The sequence below is a fragment of the Roseivirga sp. UBA838 genome, assembly GCF_002296035.1.
Classification (GTDB): Bacteria; Bacteroidota; Bacteroidia; order Cytophagales; family Cyclobacteriaceae; genus Roseivirga; species Roseivirga thermotolerans.
The window spans coordinates 37,563-55,415 of the sequence record NZ_DBHC01000052.1; the positions used below are offsets into that span (position 1 = coordinate 37,563).

11 protein-coding genes are annotated in these 17,853 nt (G+C 43.6%); 9 read left to right on the forward strand and 2 right to left on the reverse strand.

What is annotated here, in order from left to right; genetic code table 11:
• Nucleotides 1-179 precede the first annotated feature (179 nt).
• On the reverse strand, nt 180-1,685 hold the full coding sequence (locus tag B3O12_RS18290; RefSeq protein WP_286757336.1) for an OstA-like protein: 1,506 nt from the start codon (nt 1,683-1,685) through the stop codon (nt 180-182).
• Here B3O12_RS18290 and tilS point away from each other — a divergent pair.
• A complete protein-coding gene (gene tilS / locus B3O12_RS18295) occupies nt 1,672-3,072 on the forward strand; it encodes a tRNA lysidine(34) synthetase TilS (RefSeq protein WP_286757337.1) in 1,401 nt (466 codons plus the stop codon). The two genes, B3O12_RS18290 and tilS, sit on opposite strands and share 14 nt — an antisense overlap.
• 92 nt (nt 3,073-3,164) lie before the next feature.
• Complete coding sequence (gene mdh, locus B3O12_RS18300) at nt 3,165-4,085, forward strand: malate dehydrogenase (protein WP_286757338.1); 921 nt, start codon at nt 3,165-3,167, stop codon at nt 4,083-4,085.
• Nucleotides 4,086-4,173: 88 nt separating this feature from the next.
• Here mdh and B3O12_RS18305 read toward each other — a convergent pair whose 3' ends face one another.
• Nucleotides 4,174-4,722 (reverse strand): toxin-antitoxin system YwqK family antitoxin, encoded by a 549-nt coding sequence (locus B3O12_RS18305; protein ID WP_189629772.1) that lies wholly within the window; start codon nt 4,720-4,722, stop codon nt 4,174-4,176.
• Between the two features lie 287 nt (nt 4,723-5,009).
• Here B3O12_RS18305 and B3O12_RS18310 point away from each other — a divergent pair, with 287 nt between their 5' ends.
• The 7 genes from B3O12_RS18310 to B3O12_RS18340 all read left to right on the forward strand — a co-directional run bounded on the left by B3O12_RS18310 (nt 5,010) and on the right by B3O12_RS18340 (nt 17,420).
• Entirely contained in the window at nt 5,010-7,622 is a 2,613-nt protein-coding gene (locus B3O12_RS18310; protein WP_286757339.1) for a hypothetical protein, read from the forward strand.
• Entirely contained in the window at nt 7,612-9,228 is a 1,617-nt protein-coding gene (locus B3O12_RS18315; protein WP_286757340.1) for a mechanosensitive ion channel family protein, read from the forward strand. The genes B3O12_RS18310 and B3O12_RS18315 overlap by 11 nt, the downstream gene beginning before the upstream one ends.
• A 5-nt stretch (nt 9,229-9,233) precedes the next feature.
• Nucleotides 9,234-10,373 (forward strand): cystathionine gamma-synthase, encoded by a 1,140-nt coding sequence (locus B3O12_RS18320; protein ID WP_286757341.1) that lies wholly within the window; start codon nt 9,234-9,236, stop codon nt 10,371-10,373.
• A 308-nt stretch (nt 10,374-10,681) separates the two neighbouring features.
• Nucleotides 10,682-11,056 (forward strand): hypothetical protein, encoded by a 375-nt coding sequence (locus tag B3O12_RS18325; protein ID WP_189629776.1) that lies wholly within the window; start codon nt 10,682-10,684, stop codon nt 11,054-11,056.
• A 195-nt stretch (nt 11,057-11,251) separates the two neighbouring features.
• Nucleotides 11,252-14,425 (forward strand): VPS10 domain-containing protein, encoded by a 3,174-nt coding sequence (locus B3O12_RS18330; RefSeq protein ID WP_189629777.1) that lies wholly within the window; start codon nt 11,252-11,254, stop codon nt 14,423-14,425.
• Nucleotides 14,426-14,583: 158 nt separating this feature from the next.
• On the forward strand, nt 14,584-16,695 hold the full coding sequence (locus B3O12_RS18335; protein ID WP_286757342.1) for a tetratricopeptide repeat-containing sensor histidine kinase: 2,112 nt from the start codon (nt 14,584-14,586) through the stop codon (nt 16,693-16,695).
• Nucleotides 16,695-17,420: a response regulator gene (locus tag B3O12_RS18340; protein WP_189629779.1), complete on the forward strand. Its 726-nt coding sequence runs from the start codon at nt 16,695-16,697 to the stop codon at nt 17,418-17,420. The genes B3O12_RS18335 and B3O12_RS18340 overlap by 1 nt, the downstream gene beginning before the upstream one ends.
• Nucleotides 17,421-17,853 lie beyond the last annotated feature (433 nt).

The window sequence follows — 17,853 nt, forward strand, 5'->3', positions numbered from 1 at the left end:
TTTCCAATTTGTTCAAATGGCTTAAGAGCAATTAATGCTATGACGTACAGTAGTTTTAAGCCATGGTGCTTCATTTTGAAACGAAGCTCTTGCGTTAAGTATGCTTAGCACAAACGAAGGTAAGAGGTTCATTAATTTTATGTGACTGAGGCTAGAAAGATTAACCATTTTTAACCCGGCTAGCGGTCATATCGTAAATGCCTCGCCACTTGTTCAAGAGTGGGTTTTTCATCGCCAAGCCAATTGAAGCCTCGCAAGCGTCTGTCTAACCGGCTAATCTCAAATTCGGGCTTCACCTGGCCGTCTACCTGTTCATAATTACGGATTTCTGTTATGGTATTTTGGCTAAAATAAAGAGCCATATTGGAGCACTTCATGCTGTTCATAGATACAGCCCCCGAGGTTTCTTTTAGGTAATAAATACTTTCACCGTTTCCGTTTACGTGGGTCTTACTAATGAGCCCCTCATTAAAGTAGACCTCCATATCGCGGCCTTTTACCTGATTGTAGTTTCCCAAAGTATCTTTGGAAATCACAAACGAATTGAGCCTGAGGTTCATTTTGTCGATTTTATTGTTTCGAACCTCAATGTTAATGGAGTCTGCTTTTATCTGGCTGTTCTCTACCCAAATAACCGGATCGGTGTACATGTAAATCACCGAGTCGGCAAAATTATAGCTTACCGAGTCGGCCATGCCTTGCATATTCGATTTGAACATTTTTACCTGATGGTATGCTGTGAGGTACTTGTTGTTCTCATCAGATTGGTCGGAGAACAACGTGTCTGCACTAATAAACAGAGAGTCGCCTTCCATCATTTTTCGCAAATAGGCCTGGTCGTAGACCAGCGAAGTCTTTTTCAATTTATTGTAGAAGCCCTTCTCACCATATATGGTCAGTGAGTCGGGTTTAGAGATAAGCTTGATGTTTCTGCTGGCGTTGTATAACTGCTTTTGGTCGTCTGTAATGAGCGTGTCTGCTTCAATAAAATAGTCCGGGCCATTAATGTTGCCTCGGTAAACTTCGGCATACTGCAACTGACGGTTATAAATAAGCCCATGGTTGGTTCTAAGTGTGTCAGAGTCAGAGGTAATGCCTATGGTTTTTCCCTTGGTTTTGGCCAGAGAGGTGTTAGTGTTGTAGTAAAGCGTATCGGCAGCCAGATCGAAATCAGGGTTGGTCATGGTTACCTTCTGAAAGAATTCGGCTTGTTTGGTTTGGGTATGATAATACCCCCATTGCGACTGAAGCTCATTTTGAGAGTCGATGAGGCGTCCGCCATTAAAGTAGTTTCCGGTTTTAGTAGTGCGGTTGTAGTCCAGAAAATCAGTGTAGAGGGTTACGCTATCGTCTTTCATTACCACATTGTTGCGGAGTTTGGCCCTTCGCGTATTACCATCGTACTCCATGTAGTCGCTCTCGATGTGAAGTGGGTCTACCGTATCTATAATTCTTACTCTGCCAAAAGCTCTGGCCGAATTGGTTTCTTTATTCAGATAGGCCGAGTCGCAGTAAATGTTGGTGTTGCCCTGTACCAGCCAAACATCGTTTTTGAGTCGCTGCATACTTTCTTTGCCAATATTAACTTTTGCTAAAAAGCCTGCTCGTTTGAGCTTTACCTCGGTTTGGCTCATTAATGGGTTGCACAAGGCTAGTATAATTAGGTAAAATGTGAGTCTTCTCATTCGTACGGGGGGCAAAATTAGCGATTTGTGCTATTTTTGGGTCATGTATGATCGCTTTTTACAGTTTATCAAAAAGCATGCCTTGATAGACCCGGGCGATCGCATTCTGGTAGGAGTGAGTGGAGGGGTAGATTCAATGACTCTACTGCATTTGCTCAAAAAGTCAGGATACCCTTTGGTGGTAGCTCATTGCAATTTTCAATTGAGGGGCGAAGAGGCAAATAGGGATGAAGACCTGGTAAGAAATTATTGTCGCAAAGAGGCCATCACTTTTGAGGTACAACGCTTCCAAACCAAGGCCTATTCCCAACAAAAGGGTATTTCTACCCAAATGGCTGCCCGTGAGTTGCGTTATGAATGGTTCAAAATGCTTCGGACAACTCACAATTGCCAGAAAGTGGCTATAGCTCATCATTTAGATGACTCCATAGAAACATTCTTTTTGAATTTGGCCAGAGGAACTTCGTTGAAAGGACTGAGGGGAATTGCGCCATGCAACCGGGAGGTAATACGCCCCTTGTTGGAGTTCACCAAAGAAGAATTGATAGAATTTGCCACAGCAACGGGAATAGAGTGGCGCGAAGATGCCAGTAATGCGGAGTCGTATTACAAAAGAAATCTTATCAGGCATCAGCTCATTCCTATTATGCACCAGCTCAATCCGGATTTTACAGGGGTAATGGCTCAAAACCTGCAAAAACTATCCGCTCGTTATTATACTTCTGAAAGGCTGTATGATGGGTGGAGGTCGGAGTTTATAAAAACCGATACAAATGGTTTTCATTTGTCCAAAAAGGCTGTGCTAAGTGTATGTCAGAGCGCGTATGATCTATATGAGCTACTTAGAGACTTCAGTTTTAACTATGCTACTTGCCAACAGTTGTTCGATTGCTTGCAAGAAAATACAGAAGTTGGGAAAGTATTCCTCTCGGCAAGTCATAGGCTTGTTATAGATAGAGATGATCTTTTAATAGTCAACGACAGCAATGCAGAGGTGCTACCACAGGTGGTTATGGAAAACACCGGTAGCTTTAAGGTAAATGGGGTTGGCTACACCATTCGGTTATGCTCTGCAGGTCAGGTTGCGGTAGATAAAGCGTCTGAAAATGCCATGCTCGACTTCGAAAGACTCCGTTTTCCCTTGCATTTAAGACCCTGGAAAATGGGCGATTCGTTTGCTCCTCTGGGCATGAAGGGCAAGCGCAAACTGGTCAGCGACTTTTTAATCGATGCCAAGGTGCCTTTATCAGAAAAAGGAAAGGTGATGGTTTTAGAGTCTAAAGGAGAAATTGCCTGGCTAGTTGGTTTCAGAATTTCAGAGCACTTCAAATTGTCTACTCAAACCACTAGTATTTGGTATGCCCGGAAAGAGAGCCCAAGCCATTGATAAAATAATGTGCTAAACATTTGTGCCTGAATTTTATTTAGAATTAAGGCTGCTTAACTTTGCCGCGTTTGTAAAAATAAACCCTTAAACCCATGAAAGTAACTGTAGTAGGTGCCGGAGCAGTAGGTGCCAGTTGTGCAGAGTATATTGCTATCAAAGACTTTGCTTCAGAAGTAGTTCTAATTGATATTAAAGAAGGTTTTGCCGAAGGTAAAGCCATGGATTTGATGCAGACTGCTTCATTGAACAGTTTCGATACAAAAATTACCGGAACTACTAACGATTACACAAAAACAGCGAACAGCGATGTGGCTGTAATTACCTCTGGTATTCCACGAAAACCGGGCATGACCCGAGAAGAGCTGATTAGCACCAATGCCGGTATTGTGAAGTCGGTAGCTGAAAATCTGATCAAGCATTCACCGAACGTAATCATCATTGTGGTATCTAACCCAATGGATACGATGACTTACCTAACTCACAAAGCTACCGGTTTGCCGAAGCACAGAATTATTGGAATGGGTGGAGCGCTTGATTCGGCTCGCTTTAAATATAGATTGGCCGAAGCTCTGGATGCACCTATTTCTGATGTTGACGGTATGGTGATTGGTGGGCATAGTGATACGGGTATGATTCCACTTACTCGTTTGGCTACCCGAAACTCTGTGCCGGTTTCTAAGTTCATTAGCGAAGAGCGCATGGAAGAAGTTAAGCAAGAAACCAAAGTTGGTGGAGCCACACTTACCAAGCTGTTGGGTACCTCTGCGTGGTATGCCCCGGGTGCGGCAGTATCGGCCATGGTTCAGGCCATTGCCAACGATTCTAAAAAAATGTTCCCTTGCTCATGCCTGCTGGAAGGAGAGTATGGCCTCAATGACATTTGTATAGGAGTGCCAACCCTTATTGGAGCTAAAGGTGTGGAGAGTATTGTAGAAATAGAGCTGACAGAATCAGAAAAAGCAGAGTTGGCCAGCAGTGCCGATGCAGTAAGAAAAACAAACAGCTTGCTTTAAAGAGCCGGTCTGTTAATTAAATAGAAAGGGTTGTCTATTTGAGCATGAAGTGCTTTACAGACAACCCTTTTTTAGTGCTTTTTTCTATTTACTGTTCGTAAATCACCGAACCTTTGTCGTCTACAATCCTAAACTTGCTTTGCTTTAGAATGGAGATTTGCTCGCTGGTTTGCAAAGCATTTTGGTTTGCATCGAGAAAGATTAGTGTACCTTCTTCGTAAGACTTAAGCTTTTTACCGGGGCCTTTGCTAATTTTTATATTTGTTAGCTTTTCTCCCTGCCCGTAAGCATTAAGGCCAACCTCAAACTGAACTTTGACCTCTCCATTGGCATAAAACTCTGTGAAATCGCCAAAAAGCTTATTCACCTTATAGTTACGAATGCTTTTGACGTCTCCATCTTCAAAGAATTCGGTTGCTTTGCCATGCAATCGGCCATCAAGTGCCGCATAGGTAAACTTGAGAATATTATTCTCATAGTAGTCGATAATTTCTCCCGTAACCGGTTTTTCCTTGTGGATATAAAGTCCTCCGGAAAAGTGAACTTCAGATATAAGTATCTTTTCTGCCACCTTGTCGGCAGAGATACAGCACACTATTAAACAGGTTAGAATCAGTTTGTTGAGTACAAGCTTCATAGGTCTATTTTAAAAATCAACGATTGGCGTGGTTGATTTTCAAGGTTAAGGTTGTTGATATGTGTTTTTAAATTTCTGGGTTAAATGTAAATTTTACAATACAGATTATTGCTGTCTATACTATCTAATTAACCATTTGAATTAACTCGAGTTGCAAAAATGAATTTTGTCCTTGACATCTCCAAGTGAAAACTTTTAAGTCAACTAATTCGCATAAATTGACACCTTTGTGGTTTAAATAGTTGTAAGGCTTATTTAACAGTTCAAGCATTAAACTTTAATTCACCTTGAAGTCTAAAAAAATCCTTTTTGTCGGTTTATTCGTGGTTTTAGCCGCATCCACTTATTGGTTGCTGGAGCTAAAACGGCCAAAAGTCAAAATAGAACACATTTTGCCCGAAACGAGTTTGTTCGTTTTGCATGGTAGCAATTTAAAGGCCAGTTTGTCTTCGGTTGAGAAGTTCGATTGGGTTGAAGCTTTGAAGGAGGTGCCGTTTGTGGAAACCCTATACAACTGGTCGGCCAAGGTAGATTCTCTGCAACAGTCCGGTCAATTGCGATCCGCTGTTGCCTCTTTACCATTCTGGATTTCCTTCCATTCTACCGCGAGCGATGAGGTAGCTCCTCTGTATGTTTTGCAAGCCGATGGCTTTCAATGGAATGAGGAGAGCATTATTACTATACTTCAGGAAATCACAGGTAAAACCTTTACCACCAGCCTTCAGGTGTTCAACGACTATGAGCTTATTAATGTGGTGCATGAAAGCTCCAGACTTGTGATGCTCATACAGGGCGATTATTTGGTTATTTCAGAGGAAAATATCCTGGTAGAAGATGTGGTCAGGGCCTTGCAGAATGAATCGAGCCGACTAGTTGTTGGCGCAATGGAGGCTTACCCTGAGTCCGATATTCAACTGGTGCTAAACACTAAGCGTTTGAGTGAACTGGAGCGGGTGTTTTTTAAAGAAGTGAAGCAGCCTCAGGTCAGAAAACCTGAAATTGCATTTGTCGGACTGAAGTTTACAACCGAGGGTATAGAGGCGAGAGGAGCCGCCTATCTGCAATCTCTATTGGAAGCAGGGGAATCGTCTATTTTTGGTAAAAATCTGGTACCTCTGTCGGCTATAGATTTTTCATGGAGACCCTTTAAGATTGGGATGGAAGAATTCGAACCCTTGTTAAAGGGGGAGCTATTGAGTGTTACCCTCGACATGAATTTTTCTGATGTGTCGAAAGTCTTACTTATAAACACCACCGATACGGTATACTTAAGAAGAACACTAGAACGAATATCAGAACAGTATACTAGTCCTCAGGATTCAGCTGTTTACAGCGAATACTATTTAAGTACCTATTTGGGCTTTGTTCAGCAAGACGATTTTGTAAAAGAGCTTACCGGCCTGGAGGAGCCCATGGGAGCTCCGTATTATGCCATTTTTCAAAATGCGTTGATTTTGAGTGATAATCTTGACGCCTTGAAAACCGTAATGAATGAGTTCGATAACGAATCGACTTGGGGTAAATCGGTACAAAAGAGGGAAATTCTGGATGATATTGTTCAGGAAACTAACCTCACCGTTTTTAAAGATTTTGCCTTTGCTTCAGAGTCAATGATAGATAGGCTTAAACCAAAATGGCATGAGTTTATTGAAGAAAAACCGGCTTTGAAACAGTTGTTTAAGCGTTTTCAGTTACAGTTGAATGCGAGCAACGCCAATTACCTTGTTTCTTCATTCGTTGCTTTTAACGAAATAAAACCACAGCTTTTGCCCGGCAATAAAGTTCCGGCTGGCCAAGAGCAAAGAGAGCTGAATATAAAGGCCAATGTATTTGCCGATACAACTCTTATTACCAAGCCATTTGTAGTTCGGAATCATGTGAACGCCAGTTTGGAAGTTATTTTTCAGGACCACAACAATACACTCTATCTGGCTTCGAGGCAGGGCGATGTGCTTTGGAAGCTACCCGTTGAAGCTCCGGTAATTGGCCCTATTCATCAAATAGACTATTTCAACAATAAAAAACTTCAATACCTCTTTTTTACCGATTCATTGGTACACCTTATCGACCGCAATGGCGAAGTGGTTGAAGGCTTTCCAAAACCATACGAGGCGCCCATGGCTATTGAAGGCTCTGCAGTGGTAGACTATGACAATAGCAAACGCTACAGGTACCTGACCCGCGACAGGAGGGGTAATATTAGTTTGTTCGATAAAGAGGTAAACCTTCTGGAAGGCTGGAATCCCAATGCTATGGAGGGAAATCTTTTACAAACGCCCTTCCATGTACGAGTGAGGGGAAGAGATGCTTTTGTGGCCGTGGAGGTTACCGGAGAGATTTCTCTTTTGAATCGAAGGGGAGAGTATTATCAAGGCTTCCCACAAAAGTTCGATCAAAGGTTTAGTGGCGATGTAGCCTTTATTAAAGGGCCCAATTTTGCGGGAACTCAAATTGCGGTGATTGGCCAGGAGGGTGAATTATTGAAACTTAATCTGGAGGGTAAACTCGTACAGAGCAAACAGTTCTTTAGGCCAACTACCCGCAGCATCTACAGCATGGTGAGTGATGTACTGGAAACCGGATATCGTGTTTTCCGAAACGATCAGAACCGAATAGCCTTTTTTGATATGGAAGGACAGGAGGTTTTTGAAATTCCGTTGGAAAACTCGGGCAATCTGGAGGTGGAGTTCTATAATTTCAGGAATGGCCGGGAGCTTTATGTGATCCGTGATAAGACTAAACAAACCCTTCATTTATTAAATGGAGAGGGTGTAGCTATAGCTCCTATCATTCCGGCAGCCCACAGAGTGAGCATTCTATACTACCAGAATTTATCAGAGTACGAAGTCTTTGTTAACTTCGCCAACCAAATGAATATATATACCATAGATGCGAAGTAGTTATATCCGGATTTTTTTCTTGCTGACCTGCTGGCTGGGTTTAGCTACTACAGGTTTTGCTCAGGCCGATTCTCTGCCCGATGATTTTGCTAATCCCTATGAGGTTATTTACAATCACCTCAATTATTTGCAAGAAGATAATTATCTGCCGGCTCAGTCGGCCAAGTCGCTCTACAGAGGCAGCAGAACTCAAAAAGAAATAAATAACCTCGCCATTGAGCTAAAGCAGATTCTCGATGGCTCCGGCAATTTGGTGCGTATGGAAGACCTGCCAAAGGCCGCCAACTATTACGACTCGCTGCTCAAGCGCAATAGGTATGTTATAACTGATGACTTTCCTGAGCTCTATGTGCAGAAATACGGAGACCGATGGTTGTTTTCAGAATATTCAGTAGATCAAATTGACCGACTCCATAAGCAAGTTTATCCTTTTGGTACAGACAAGCTTTTGAACATTTTGCCCAATTTAGGTACAACCAAATACCTTGGGCTTCACCTGTGGCAGTATCTGGGTATTCTCATTCTACTTACTATTGGCTTTTTGGTGCACCTTATCTTTACGGTCGTACTCAGAAAGATACTATTTGGCTTGCTGCATAAGTATGGCAAGATAGACCTGGCCAACCAGTTTCTCAATCCGGTGGTTAAGCCTTTCAGTTTAATGATCATTGCCTATTTGGCTAAAATACTGGTGCCGGTATTGCAGTTGCCACCATTTGCCGCTACGAATATTATACTTCTTGTACATGCTTTGGTGCCTCTTTTTGCGGCCATGTTCTTCTATCGATTGGTAGATATTCTCGGGCATTACCTTAAGCGTATGGCCGAGCGGTCAGAAAACACACTCGATGATCAATTGGTGCCTCTGGTTACCAAAGTGCTAAAAGTTTTTGTGGTTATAGTGGGCTTTGTGGCTGTACTGAGAGGGTTCAAATTTGACATATGGCCTATACTCACAGGGCTTTCTATTGGAGGTTTGGCTTTTGCTTTAGCTGCTCAAGATACACTCAAAAACTTCTTTGGTTCACTCATGATCTTCATAGATCGCCCGTTTCAGATTGGCGACTGGGTAACTTCGGGAGATATTGACGGAACTGTAGAAGAAGTAGGGTTTAGGTCTACCCGGGTTCGAACCTTCCGAGACTCCGTAATGTACGTGCCAAATAGCATAATATCGAACAGCATGGTCGATAATCATGGAAAAAGGCAGTATCGCAGGTTTTATACCCGCCTGTCCATTACATATGATACTCCGGCCCGACTCATAGAGGTATTTGTAAAAGGGGTAGAGGAGATAGTGAAACAACACCCTCACACGCGTAAAGATTACTATAACATTTTTCTTAATGAATATGCCGGTAGCGCGTTGGAGGTAATGGTGTATATCTTCTTCAAAGTACCCGATTGGAACAGCGAGTTGCGATGCCGCCAGGAAATTATGCTGGAGGTGAACAAACTGGCGGAACATTTAGGGGTGAGGTTTGCGTTCCCGACCCAAACATTGATGATAGAACAAGTGCCTGGTCAAAAGAGCCTGACACCGGAATACAAACAATCCAAAGAAGAAATGGAGGCCGAATTACAAGCCTTCTTTAATAAAAAGTAAACGATATGCGATTCGACACGAAAGCAGTTCATGCGGGAGTAACCCCCGATCCCTCAACAGGAGCTATTATGACTCCTATTTTCCAAACCTCTACCTATGTGCAACAGTCTCCGGGAAATCACAAAGGTTTTGAGTATTCGCGTACCCAAAACCCCACTCGATTTGCTTTGCAAGACAGTATTGCAGCCTTGGAAAATGCCAGGTATGGCTTGGTGTTTGGTTCGGGACTGGCCGCCATCGATGCTGTAATAAAGTTGCTCAAACCGGGCGATGAGGTTATCAGTGCCAACGACCTTTACGGAGGAACTTACAGAATCTTTACCAAGGTTTTCGAAAACTTCGGTATCAAGTTTCACTTCATTGGCATGGAAGACGTAGCCAATATTGAGAATTATGTGAACGACAATACCAAACTCATTTGGTTGGAGACACCTACCAACCCTATGATGAACATTGTAGACATAAAAGGAGCTGCGGCCATTGCCAAAAAGCACAATATCATTCTAGGGGTAGACAATACCTTTGCTTCTCCGGCCCTGCAAAATCCTATGGATTTGGGTGCAGATATTGTAATGCATTCAGTAACAAAATACCTTGGCGGTCACTCCGATGTGGTGATGGGTGCGTTGGCTATGAATAGCGATGAGCTCTATCAGCGATTGGCTTTCATACAGAATTCATGTGGAGCCGTAGCCGGACCACAAGACTGTTTTTTGGTGCTAAGAGGTATAAAGACCCTTCACCTGCGTATGCAAAGACACTGCGAAAACGGGGAAAAAGTGGCTCGTTACCTTGCCGAGCATCCAAAAGTGAACAAAGTGTACTGGCCGGGCTTTGAGTCGCACCCCAACCATGCTATTGCCAAAGAACAAATGAGAGGCTTTGGTGGAATGATTTCGTTTACCTTTCACGAAGATGATATGCAACAGTCGTTCAGGGTTATGGAGCGATTCAAAGTATTTGCCCTGGCAGAGTCTTTGGGAGGAGTAGAATCTATGGCTAACCACCCGGCCACCATGACACACGGTGCCATACCTAGAGAAGAGCGAATGAAAGTAGGTTTGTTAGATTCACTCATCCGTTTGAGCGTTGGTATTGAAGACGCAGACGATCTAATTGCAGATTTGGAACAAGCCATTGGTTAAGCATGAGGTAAAAAAATAAGAATATATGAAGTTGAGTCATTAAAATTTAAAGTACTCAACCAAATAAAATTGCTCGAAAATATCCCGCTACAGGCGGGATTTTTTGTGTCTGGCAATTCATCCGCAATTTTATACCGCTTAACTGTCATTTGAGCAACTCACGAAAAATATTCTACTTTTTTTAAGCTGATCGTTAAACTTTTTCAGAACTTTGTCGTCTAAATAAGCATAGGAAAACGAAGAATATTTGGTAATACTGAATTAACATCATCTAAACACAAACATAAAAATTCGAAACAACATTGGTCATGAAAAAGCAATTCACAACACAAAGAAAATGGTCGGCAATAGTTGCCCTGACCTTGGCAGTGGTAGTTACATTTATGGCAGCCCTTCAGTCTTACGGAGTAACCAAAGTAGAAGAGCTGATAGTATACGATATTAAAGGTTCGTTGGACAGGGCCTATGAAGAGGCTCTGGAGTCAGACAAGCTTTTTGACATAGAAGTTCCTTCGGCTCAACTCCAAACTATTAAAATATTCGATGCGGATGATAACCTTGTGTTATCGGTAGTGATGGAGAAAGATGGAGTAGTAGAAGATGAGAAAGCCAAAAAAATGCTCAATAGAGCAGAGTTTTTGGCCTCCTATTCAAATACGTCTATATACAAACTTATCGATTAAAACACTCCATACCGCATTCTCAAGACCCTCTTAGGAGCAGGCTTCTGGAAAAGAACAGCAGCCTGAAAAACTCCTTAGAGGGTCTTTCTTTTTGCCATTGGTATAAAAAATTAGCCCCTCTTTCTTAAAGTCTTCATCAGTTCATAACTTTTAAGTCTTTGAACTACTCAAATCATCAATATCAAACTAAGAACTATGAAGACTACCACAATTTTTAAGACGAAGCTTCTGGTGCTTGTCTTTGGCTTGCTCTTCTCTACAGTATTCGATGTAGAGGCCCAGCGCAGAAGGCGGGGAGAGCAACCTGAAGCCAGTGCTTCTGATCCTAAAGCCGATGTTTATAAAGGCATTGAGTGGCGTTCTATTGGTCCGTTTAGGGGCGGTCGGGCGTCAACTGTTTCCGGTGTTCCGGGCAAACCCCAGGTATTTTACATGGGAGCAACCGGTGGCGGAGTATGGAAAACTGAAAACGGAGGGCAAACCTGGAAAAATATTTCAGACGGCTATTTTGGCGGTTCCATTGGAGCTGTGGCCGTGAGCCCTTCCAATACAGATGTAATCTATGTGGGTCAGGGTGAACAAACCGTTAGAGGGAATGTCTCATCCGGATTTGAAGGTTTCTGGAAATCTACCGATGGAGGAGAAACCTGGACTAACATTGGTCTAAAGAACGCGATGCATGTAGGGCGTATAGTGGTGCATCCGAAAAACCCTGATATAGTATGGGCTGCCGTTATGGGCGACTTATTCAAGTCGAGCGAAACAAGAGGTATTTATAAGACTACCGATGGTGGGAAAACCTGGAAGCGAACCCTTTTTGCCAATGCCGATGCAGGAGCAGTAGACGTATCTATTGACCCCAATAACCCGGACTTTGTTATGGCAAGTACCTGGAGAGTGCGCAGAACCCCTTATAGCCTAACTTCCGGTGGAGAAGGTTCCGGTATTTGGAGGTCTAAAGACGGTGGAGAAACCTGGGAAAACCTAATGGACAAATCGGGAATGCCGCAAGCCCCAATAGGGATAAGCGGAGTGGCCATTTCTCCGGTAGATTCAGATGTGATCTATGCCATTATAGAAGCCAACAAAGGGGGCGTATATAAGTCTACCGATGGTGGGGAAACCTGGAGAAACACCAACTCATCGAGAGCATTGAGGCAAAGGGCTTGGTACTATTCCCGAATTTATGCCGACACCAAAGATGTGGACAAGGTTTACGTGATGAACGTGGCCTACCATGTGTCTACCGATGGTGGAAGAACTTTTGAGTCAAATGGGGCACCGCATGGCGATCATCACGATTTATGGATTGCTCCGGAAGATAATATGCGTTTGGTGATTGCCGATGATGGCGGAGCGCAGGTATCTTATGATGGTGGCGAGAGCTGGTCTACTTATATGAACCAACCCACTGCTCAGTTTTACAGGGTTACTACAGACAATGCGTTTCCGTACAGAATTTATGGAGCACAACAAGACAACTCAACTGTGCGAATTGCCCACAGAACCTCAGGTTTTGCCATCACAGAAAACGATTGGGAATCTACAGCCGGTGGAGAAAGTGCTCACCTGGCACCCAAGCCAGACAACCCCAATGTAGTATTTGGCGGAAGCTACGGAGGTTACCTGGAAATGGTAGATCATGATAAGGGCATAAGCCGCAACGTAAATGCCTGGCCAGACAATCCAATGGGACATGGAGCTGAAGACTACAAGTATCGCTTTCAGTGGAACTTCCCAATATTTTTCTCTCCACACAACCCCAATAAGCTCTATACCACCTCAAACCACGTACATGTTTCTACCAATGGAGGAGAGTCTTGGGAAATTATTAGTCCGGACCTTACCCGGGCCGAGCCGGATAAACTGGGTAAATCTGGAGGACCTATTACGTATGACGATACTTCGGTAGAGTACTACGCCACTATTTTTGCTGCCACCGAATCGCCATACGAAGAAGGATTAATTTGGGCAGGCTCAGACGATGGCCTCATTCATGTGACTCGCGATGGAGGAAAAAACTGGACCAACGTGACTCCTCCCGATATGCCTAAGTATCTTATGATTAATTCCATTGATGCAGATCCGTTTGTGAAAGGTGGAGCGTACATTGCCGGTACTCAATACAAGCTGGGCGATTATCAGCCATACCTGTATAAAACCAAAGACTACGGTAAAACCTGGACAAAAATCACCACTGGAATTCCTAACGATTACTTTACCCGTGTACTAAGGGCCGATCCGGAAAGGCAAGGATTGCTTTATGCGGGTACTGAGCGTGGAATGTTCATTTCTTTCGATGATGGAGCCTCCTGGAAACCGTTCCAGATGAACTTGCCTATTGTGCCAATTACCGACTTAACCATTAAGAACAACAACCTGATTGCAGCCACACAAGGGCGTAGTTTCTGGATGATTGATGACCTTACCATACTGCATCAGTTGTCCGATGAAATCGCAGCCAAAAATGTGCACCTTTTCAAACCAATGGATGCCTATCGTTTAATGGGCTCAGGCAGCAGCCGATTCCGTGGTGGTAGTGGTAATGCCGGATTGTTGTACGGAGAAAATGCTCCTGCCGGACCAGTAATTTATTACAACATGAAGGAAGCTCCGGCCAAAGGCACCAAAGTATCCATAGAAATTTATGATAGCGAGGGTAAGCTAATCGATAGCTTCGATCAGAGAGATGTGAAGGCCGGACTCAATTCGTTTAACTGGAACATGAGGGTTGAAAATGCAGAAGGGTTTGACGGCCTGATTATGTGGGCAGCTTCTGTTAGAGGTCCGGGGCCATTGGTGCCAACCGGGCAGTACAGAGCCAGACTTAAAGTAGGCGATCAGGTAGAAGAAACTACCTTTAACCTCATCAAAGATCCCCGTTATCCTTCCACCGATGCCGACATCAAAGCACAATACGATTTCCTCATCAAAGTGCGCGACAAGGTTACCGAAACTCACAGAGCCATTAAAGACATTCGTGCTGCACGCGAGCAAATGAACGATTTGATGGACAAGATTAAAGGACAAGAGGAGTATAAGGATGTAGTTGAGGAAGGTAAAAAGCTAATGGCTAAAATGACGGAAGTAGAAGAAGCCCTCTACCAAACCAAGAATGAGTCAGGGCAAGATCCGCTCAACTTCCCAATACGTCTCAATAACAAGCTGGCTGCCCTTCTTGGAGTTGCCGGAGGAGGAGAGTGGAGACCTACTCGTCAGGCCGAAGAGGTAAGAGTGGAGCTGACTCAGCAAATAGATGCTGAGCTGACTAAACTTCGAAATATTATGAACAATGATTTACCGGCTTTCAACAATCTGGTGAAGCAAAAGTCAGTAGACTACATTGTGATTAAGAAAAGAGATAACTAACCTTTGCTGTTAATAGAAAAGAGGCCTTTCGAAAGAGAGGCCTTTTTAATTTCTACTCTCGTCATCCTGTAATTTCAGACGGTTTCAGATAGCAACCTTTGCAAAAAGAAGGTATGTTTATAGTTGATTAAAGAAGACCCAACTCAGAATTACCTTAAATGAAACGAATCAAATACTGTAGAGGATTATCTCTCGTATTGATGGTGTTACTATCTTCCACCTCTCTTTTTGCACAGTCCAAAGTAGATTCCTTGTTGTCCGTTTGGCAAACCGCCACACACGATTCAATCCGGGTAGAAGCAGACATTGCCCTTATGAACCACTATAGGGTTCCTAATTCAGACTCTGCCATTTACTATGGAGAGCGGGCCCTCAAAACGGCCAATAACTCCTCTTTGATTGGCCTGCCGGAATATAAAAACAGGGTGCTGACCTATTTGGGCCTGGCCTATGGCTATTCATCCGATGGAAAACGAAAAGGGATTGAATACCTCAAACGAGCCATTCCTTACTTTCAAGCACAGAACAACCTAAACCAATTAGCCTATAACTATTTCTGTATTGGGTATTTCTTCGATAGTCATTTATATGAATACGATAGTGCTGTGGTCTATTTTACCAAAGCCACACAACTCAGCGATACACTAAATACAGCCTATGTGAGCGGAAGCTATAACAACGGTGGTCTATCTCTCTATCGACTTGGCCGCTATGACAAATCGCTGGAATACTACCTTACGGCCTTAGAAATGAGAAAAGAGAAGGGGAGTGTGTACGATGTAGCCTGCACTATTCTTAACATGGGCATGGCCTATGATAAGCTCAACCAGCCGCAAAAAGCCAAAAGTCATTATACCGAAGCACTGGCCGGTTTTATTGAAGCAGGCCATGTGCCCAACCAGGCCGTGAGCTATAAGAATATTGCCGATGTACTCACCGCTCAAGACAGTCTTAGTAAGGCCCTGGAATATTACGACAAGGCCGGTGAGCTTTTTAAGCAGGTCAACAGTACCTATCTTCTTTCAGACTGCTTTTTAAATATGGGTACCATTTACGTGAAACTGGGAGAGTACAAAAAGGCAGAAGATTTTTTGCTCAATGCAGAATCAACAGTACCCAAAGGGGCAAGCGATCGATTTAAAAGTCAGATATACACTCACCTGGCCCGTACCAAGAAAGCGCAGGCCGATTCGGTCTATGCCAACAACCGTTATTTGAAAAATACGGCCCTGCAATCAGGCGCAGCCTATGGAGAAAAAGCCTGGAGCCATGCCAATACCAGCAATTCGCTGGAGGTAAAAGTAATGGCGGCTCAAAGCCTGGTAGATATATATGATGAGCTGGGCGATTATGAGAGAGGTTTTCGCTATGCCAAACTGCTAAACGAAGCCAATCTGGAAACAGGTGAAAAAACTCAGTCAGATGCAATGGCGCGAATGGCGACCGAGTATGAAACGGAAAAAGTAGAAGCGGAAAACGCGCTTTTACAGCAAACGCAAAGAACTCAAGAGGCTCGCCTAAAGCAGCAAAATCTCATAATTTATGGAGGTATAGTGGTGTTAGTGCTCATACTGGCCATTGCTGTAATAGTTTACAAGAGTAGACAAAAGCTTCAAAAGGCCAACGCAGCCATAGAGAAGTCACTTTCAGAGAAAGAGGTATTGCTCAAGGAAATTCATCACCGGGTAAAGAATAACCTGCAAGTGGTTTCCAGTTTGCTCGACTTACAGTCCAGAGGTATAGACGATGAAAAGGCACTTTCTACTTTTATGGAAGGGCAAAACAGGGTCAAGGCTATGGCGCTTATTCACCAGAAGCTATACCAGAACGAAAATTTGGCCACCATAGATTTTGCAGAATATGCAGATCAGCTTATGAATGAACTGGCCACCATTTATCCCACAGCCGGGGGCGTAAAAACTAAAATAAGTGCCAATGGCGATGCCCGTTTCGATATTGATACGGCCGTGCCATTAGGCCTGATACTCAACGAGCTTATTTCCAATGCCTATAAGTATGCCTTCAAAGAAAACAAGGGTGAACTAAGCGTGTCTGTGACCTCTCTTGGGGAAGGCAAGCATCAGCTTACTGTGGCCGATTCGGGTGAGGGATTGCCGGCCGATTTCGATCTCACCAAAGCCAGAAGTTTGGGGCTTAGGCTGGTAAGAAGACTATCCAAACAGCTCTATGGTTCGGCCGAATATTATTATGAGCAAGGCAGTAAATTTATCATTACTTTCACCGATACTTTGGAAAGAAAAGCCATCTGATGAGCCGGGTTAAAATTTTAGTTGTTGAAGACGAAATTGTAATAGCCGATAATATTTGCCTCATTCTGGAAGACCTGGGGTACGAAGTACTTGAGCCGGCTATTAATTACGAAGAAGCACTGCAAACCATAGAAGCCGAAAAACCCGACCTGGCCATTTTAGACATTCAGTTGGGAGGGAAGAAGGATGGCGTAGACCTGGCCTGGACCATTAAGGAGCAGTTCGACTTTCCTTTTATTTTTTTAACCTCCAATGCCGATGCGGGCACCATTGAGCGTGTAAAGAAAGTGGCCCCTCCGGCCTATCTGGTAAAGCCTTTCAAAAAAGACGATCTATACACCTCCATCGAATTGGCTTTGCATAATTATACCGAGCAAAAAAACAACACCAAGGTAGAGGAGGAGCTTCTCATTAAAGATGCCATTTTCATTAAAGAAAAGAATCTCTTCCATAAGGTTAAGCTTAGCGATATTCGGTTTTTACGAAGCGACCATGTCTATGTAGAAGTGCATACCGTTAGCGGGCAAAAGCACCTCATCAGAGGTAGTTTAACAGACCTTTCGGAAAGGCTTCCTCAAAACTTCTACAGAACCCATCGAAGTTTTACTATCAATGTAGATCACATGGAGGCTATTAACTCTGCCTATGTGCTTATGAACAACGAGCAGATACCCATTGGGAAAAACTACCGGGACGATTTACTAAGGAAAATTCGTGTGGAATAAACCCCTTAGAGCACTTCATCTTGAACCGTGCGTCACCTAGTAATACCCCATCCTCCATGGCATGTCTACCTCAGTAGCTACCTTCGGCAGCACCTCACCCTAAATAGCACGTGACCGCGAAAAGCAAGTCACCCTGAGTAGCACATCAACTCGAATAGCCCATCACCCTAAATAGCACGTCACCCTGAACTTGTTTCAGGGTCTACTCAAAAAAACATCGCCCTTAGTAATACGCCACCTTGAATAGCACGTCAGCCTGAGCAGCACATCAATTTGAATAGCCCATCACCCTAAATAGCACGTCACCCTGAACTTGTTTCAGGGTCTATTCAAAAAAGAACACCGAAAGCCCGCCAACTAGAAGACAGTACACAAAGCGATCCCTTACATTACAATACCCTTTCTAGGTCTCTAAAGCTAGTTTTTCAGCCTT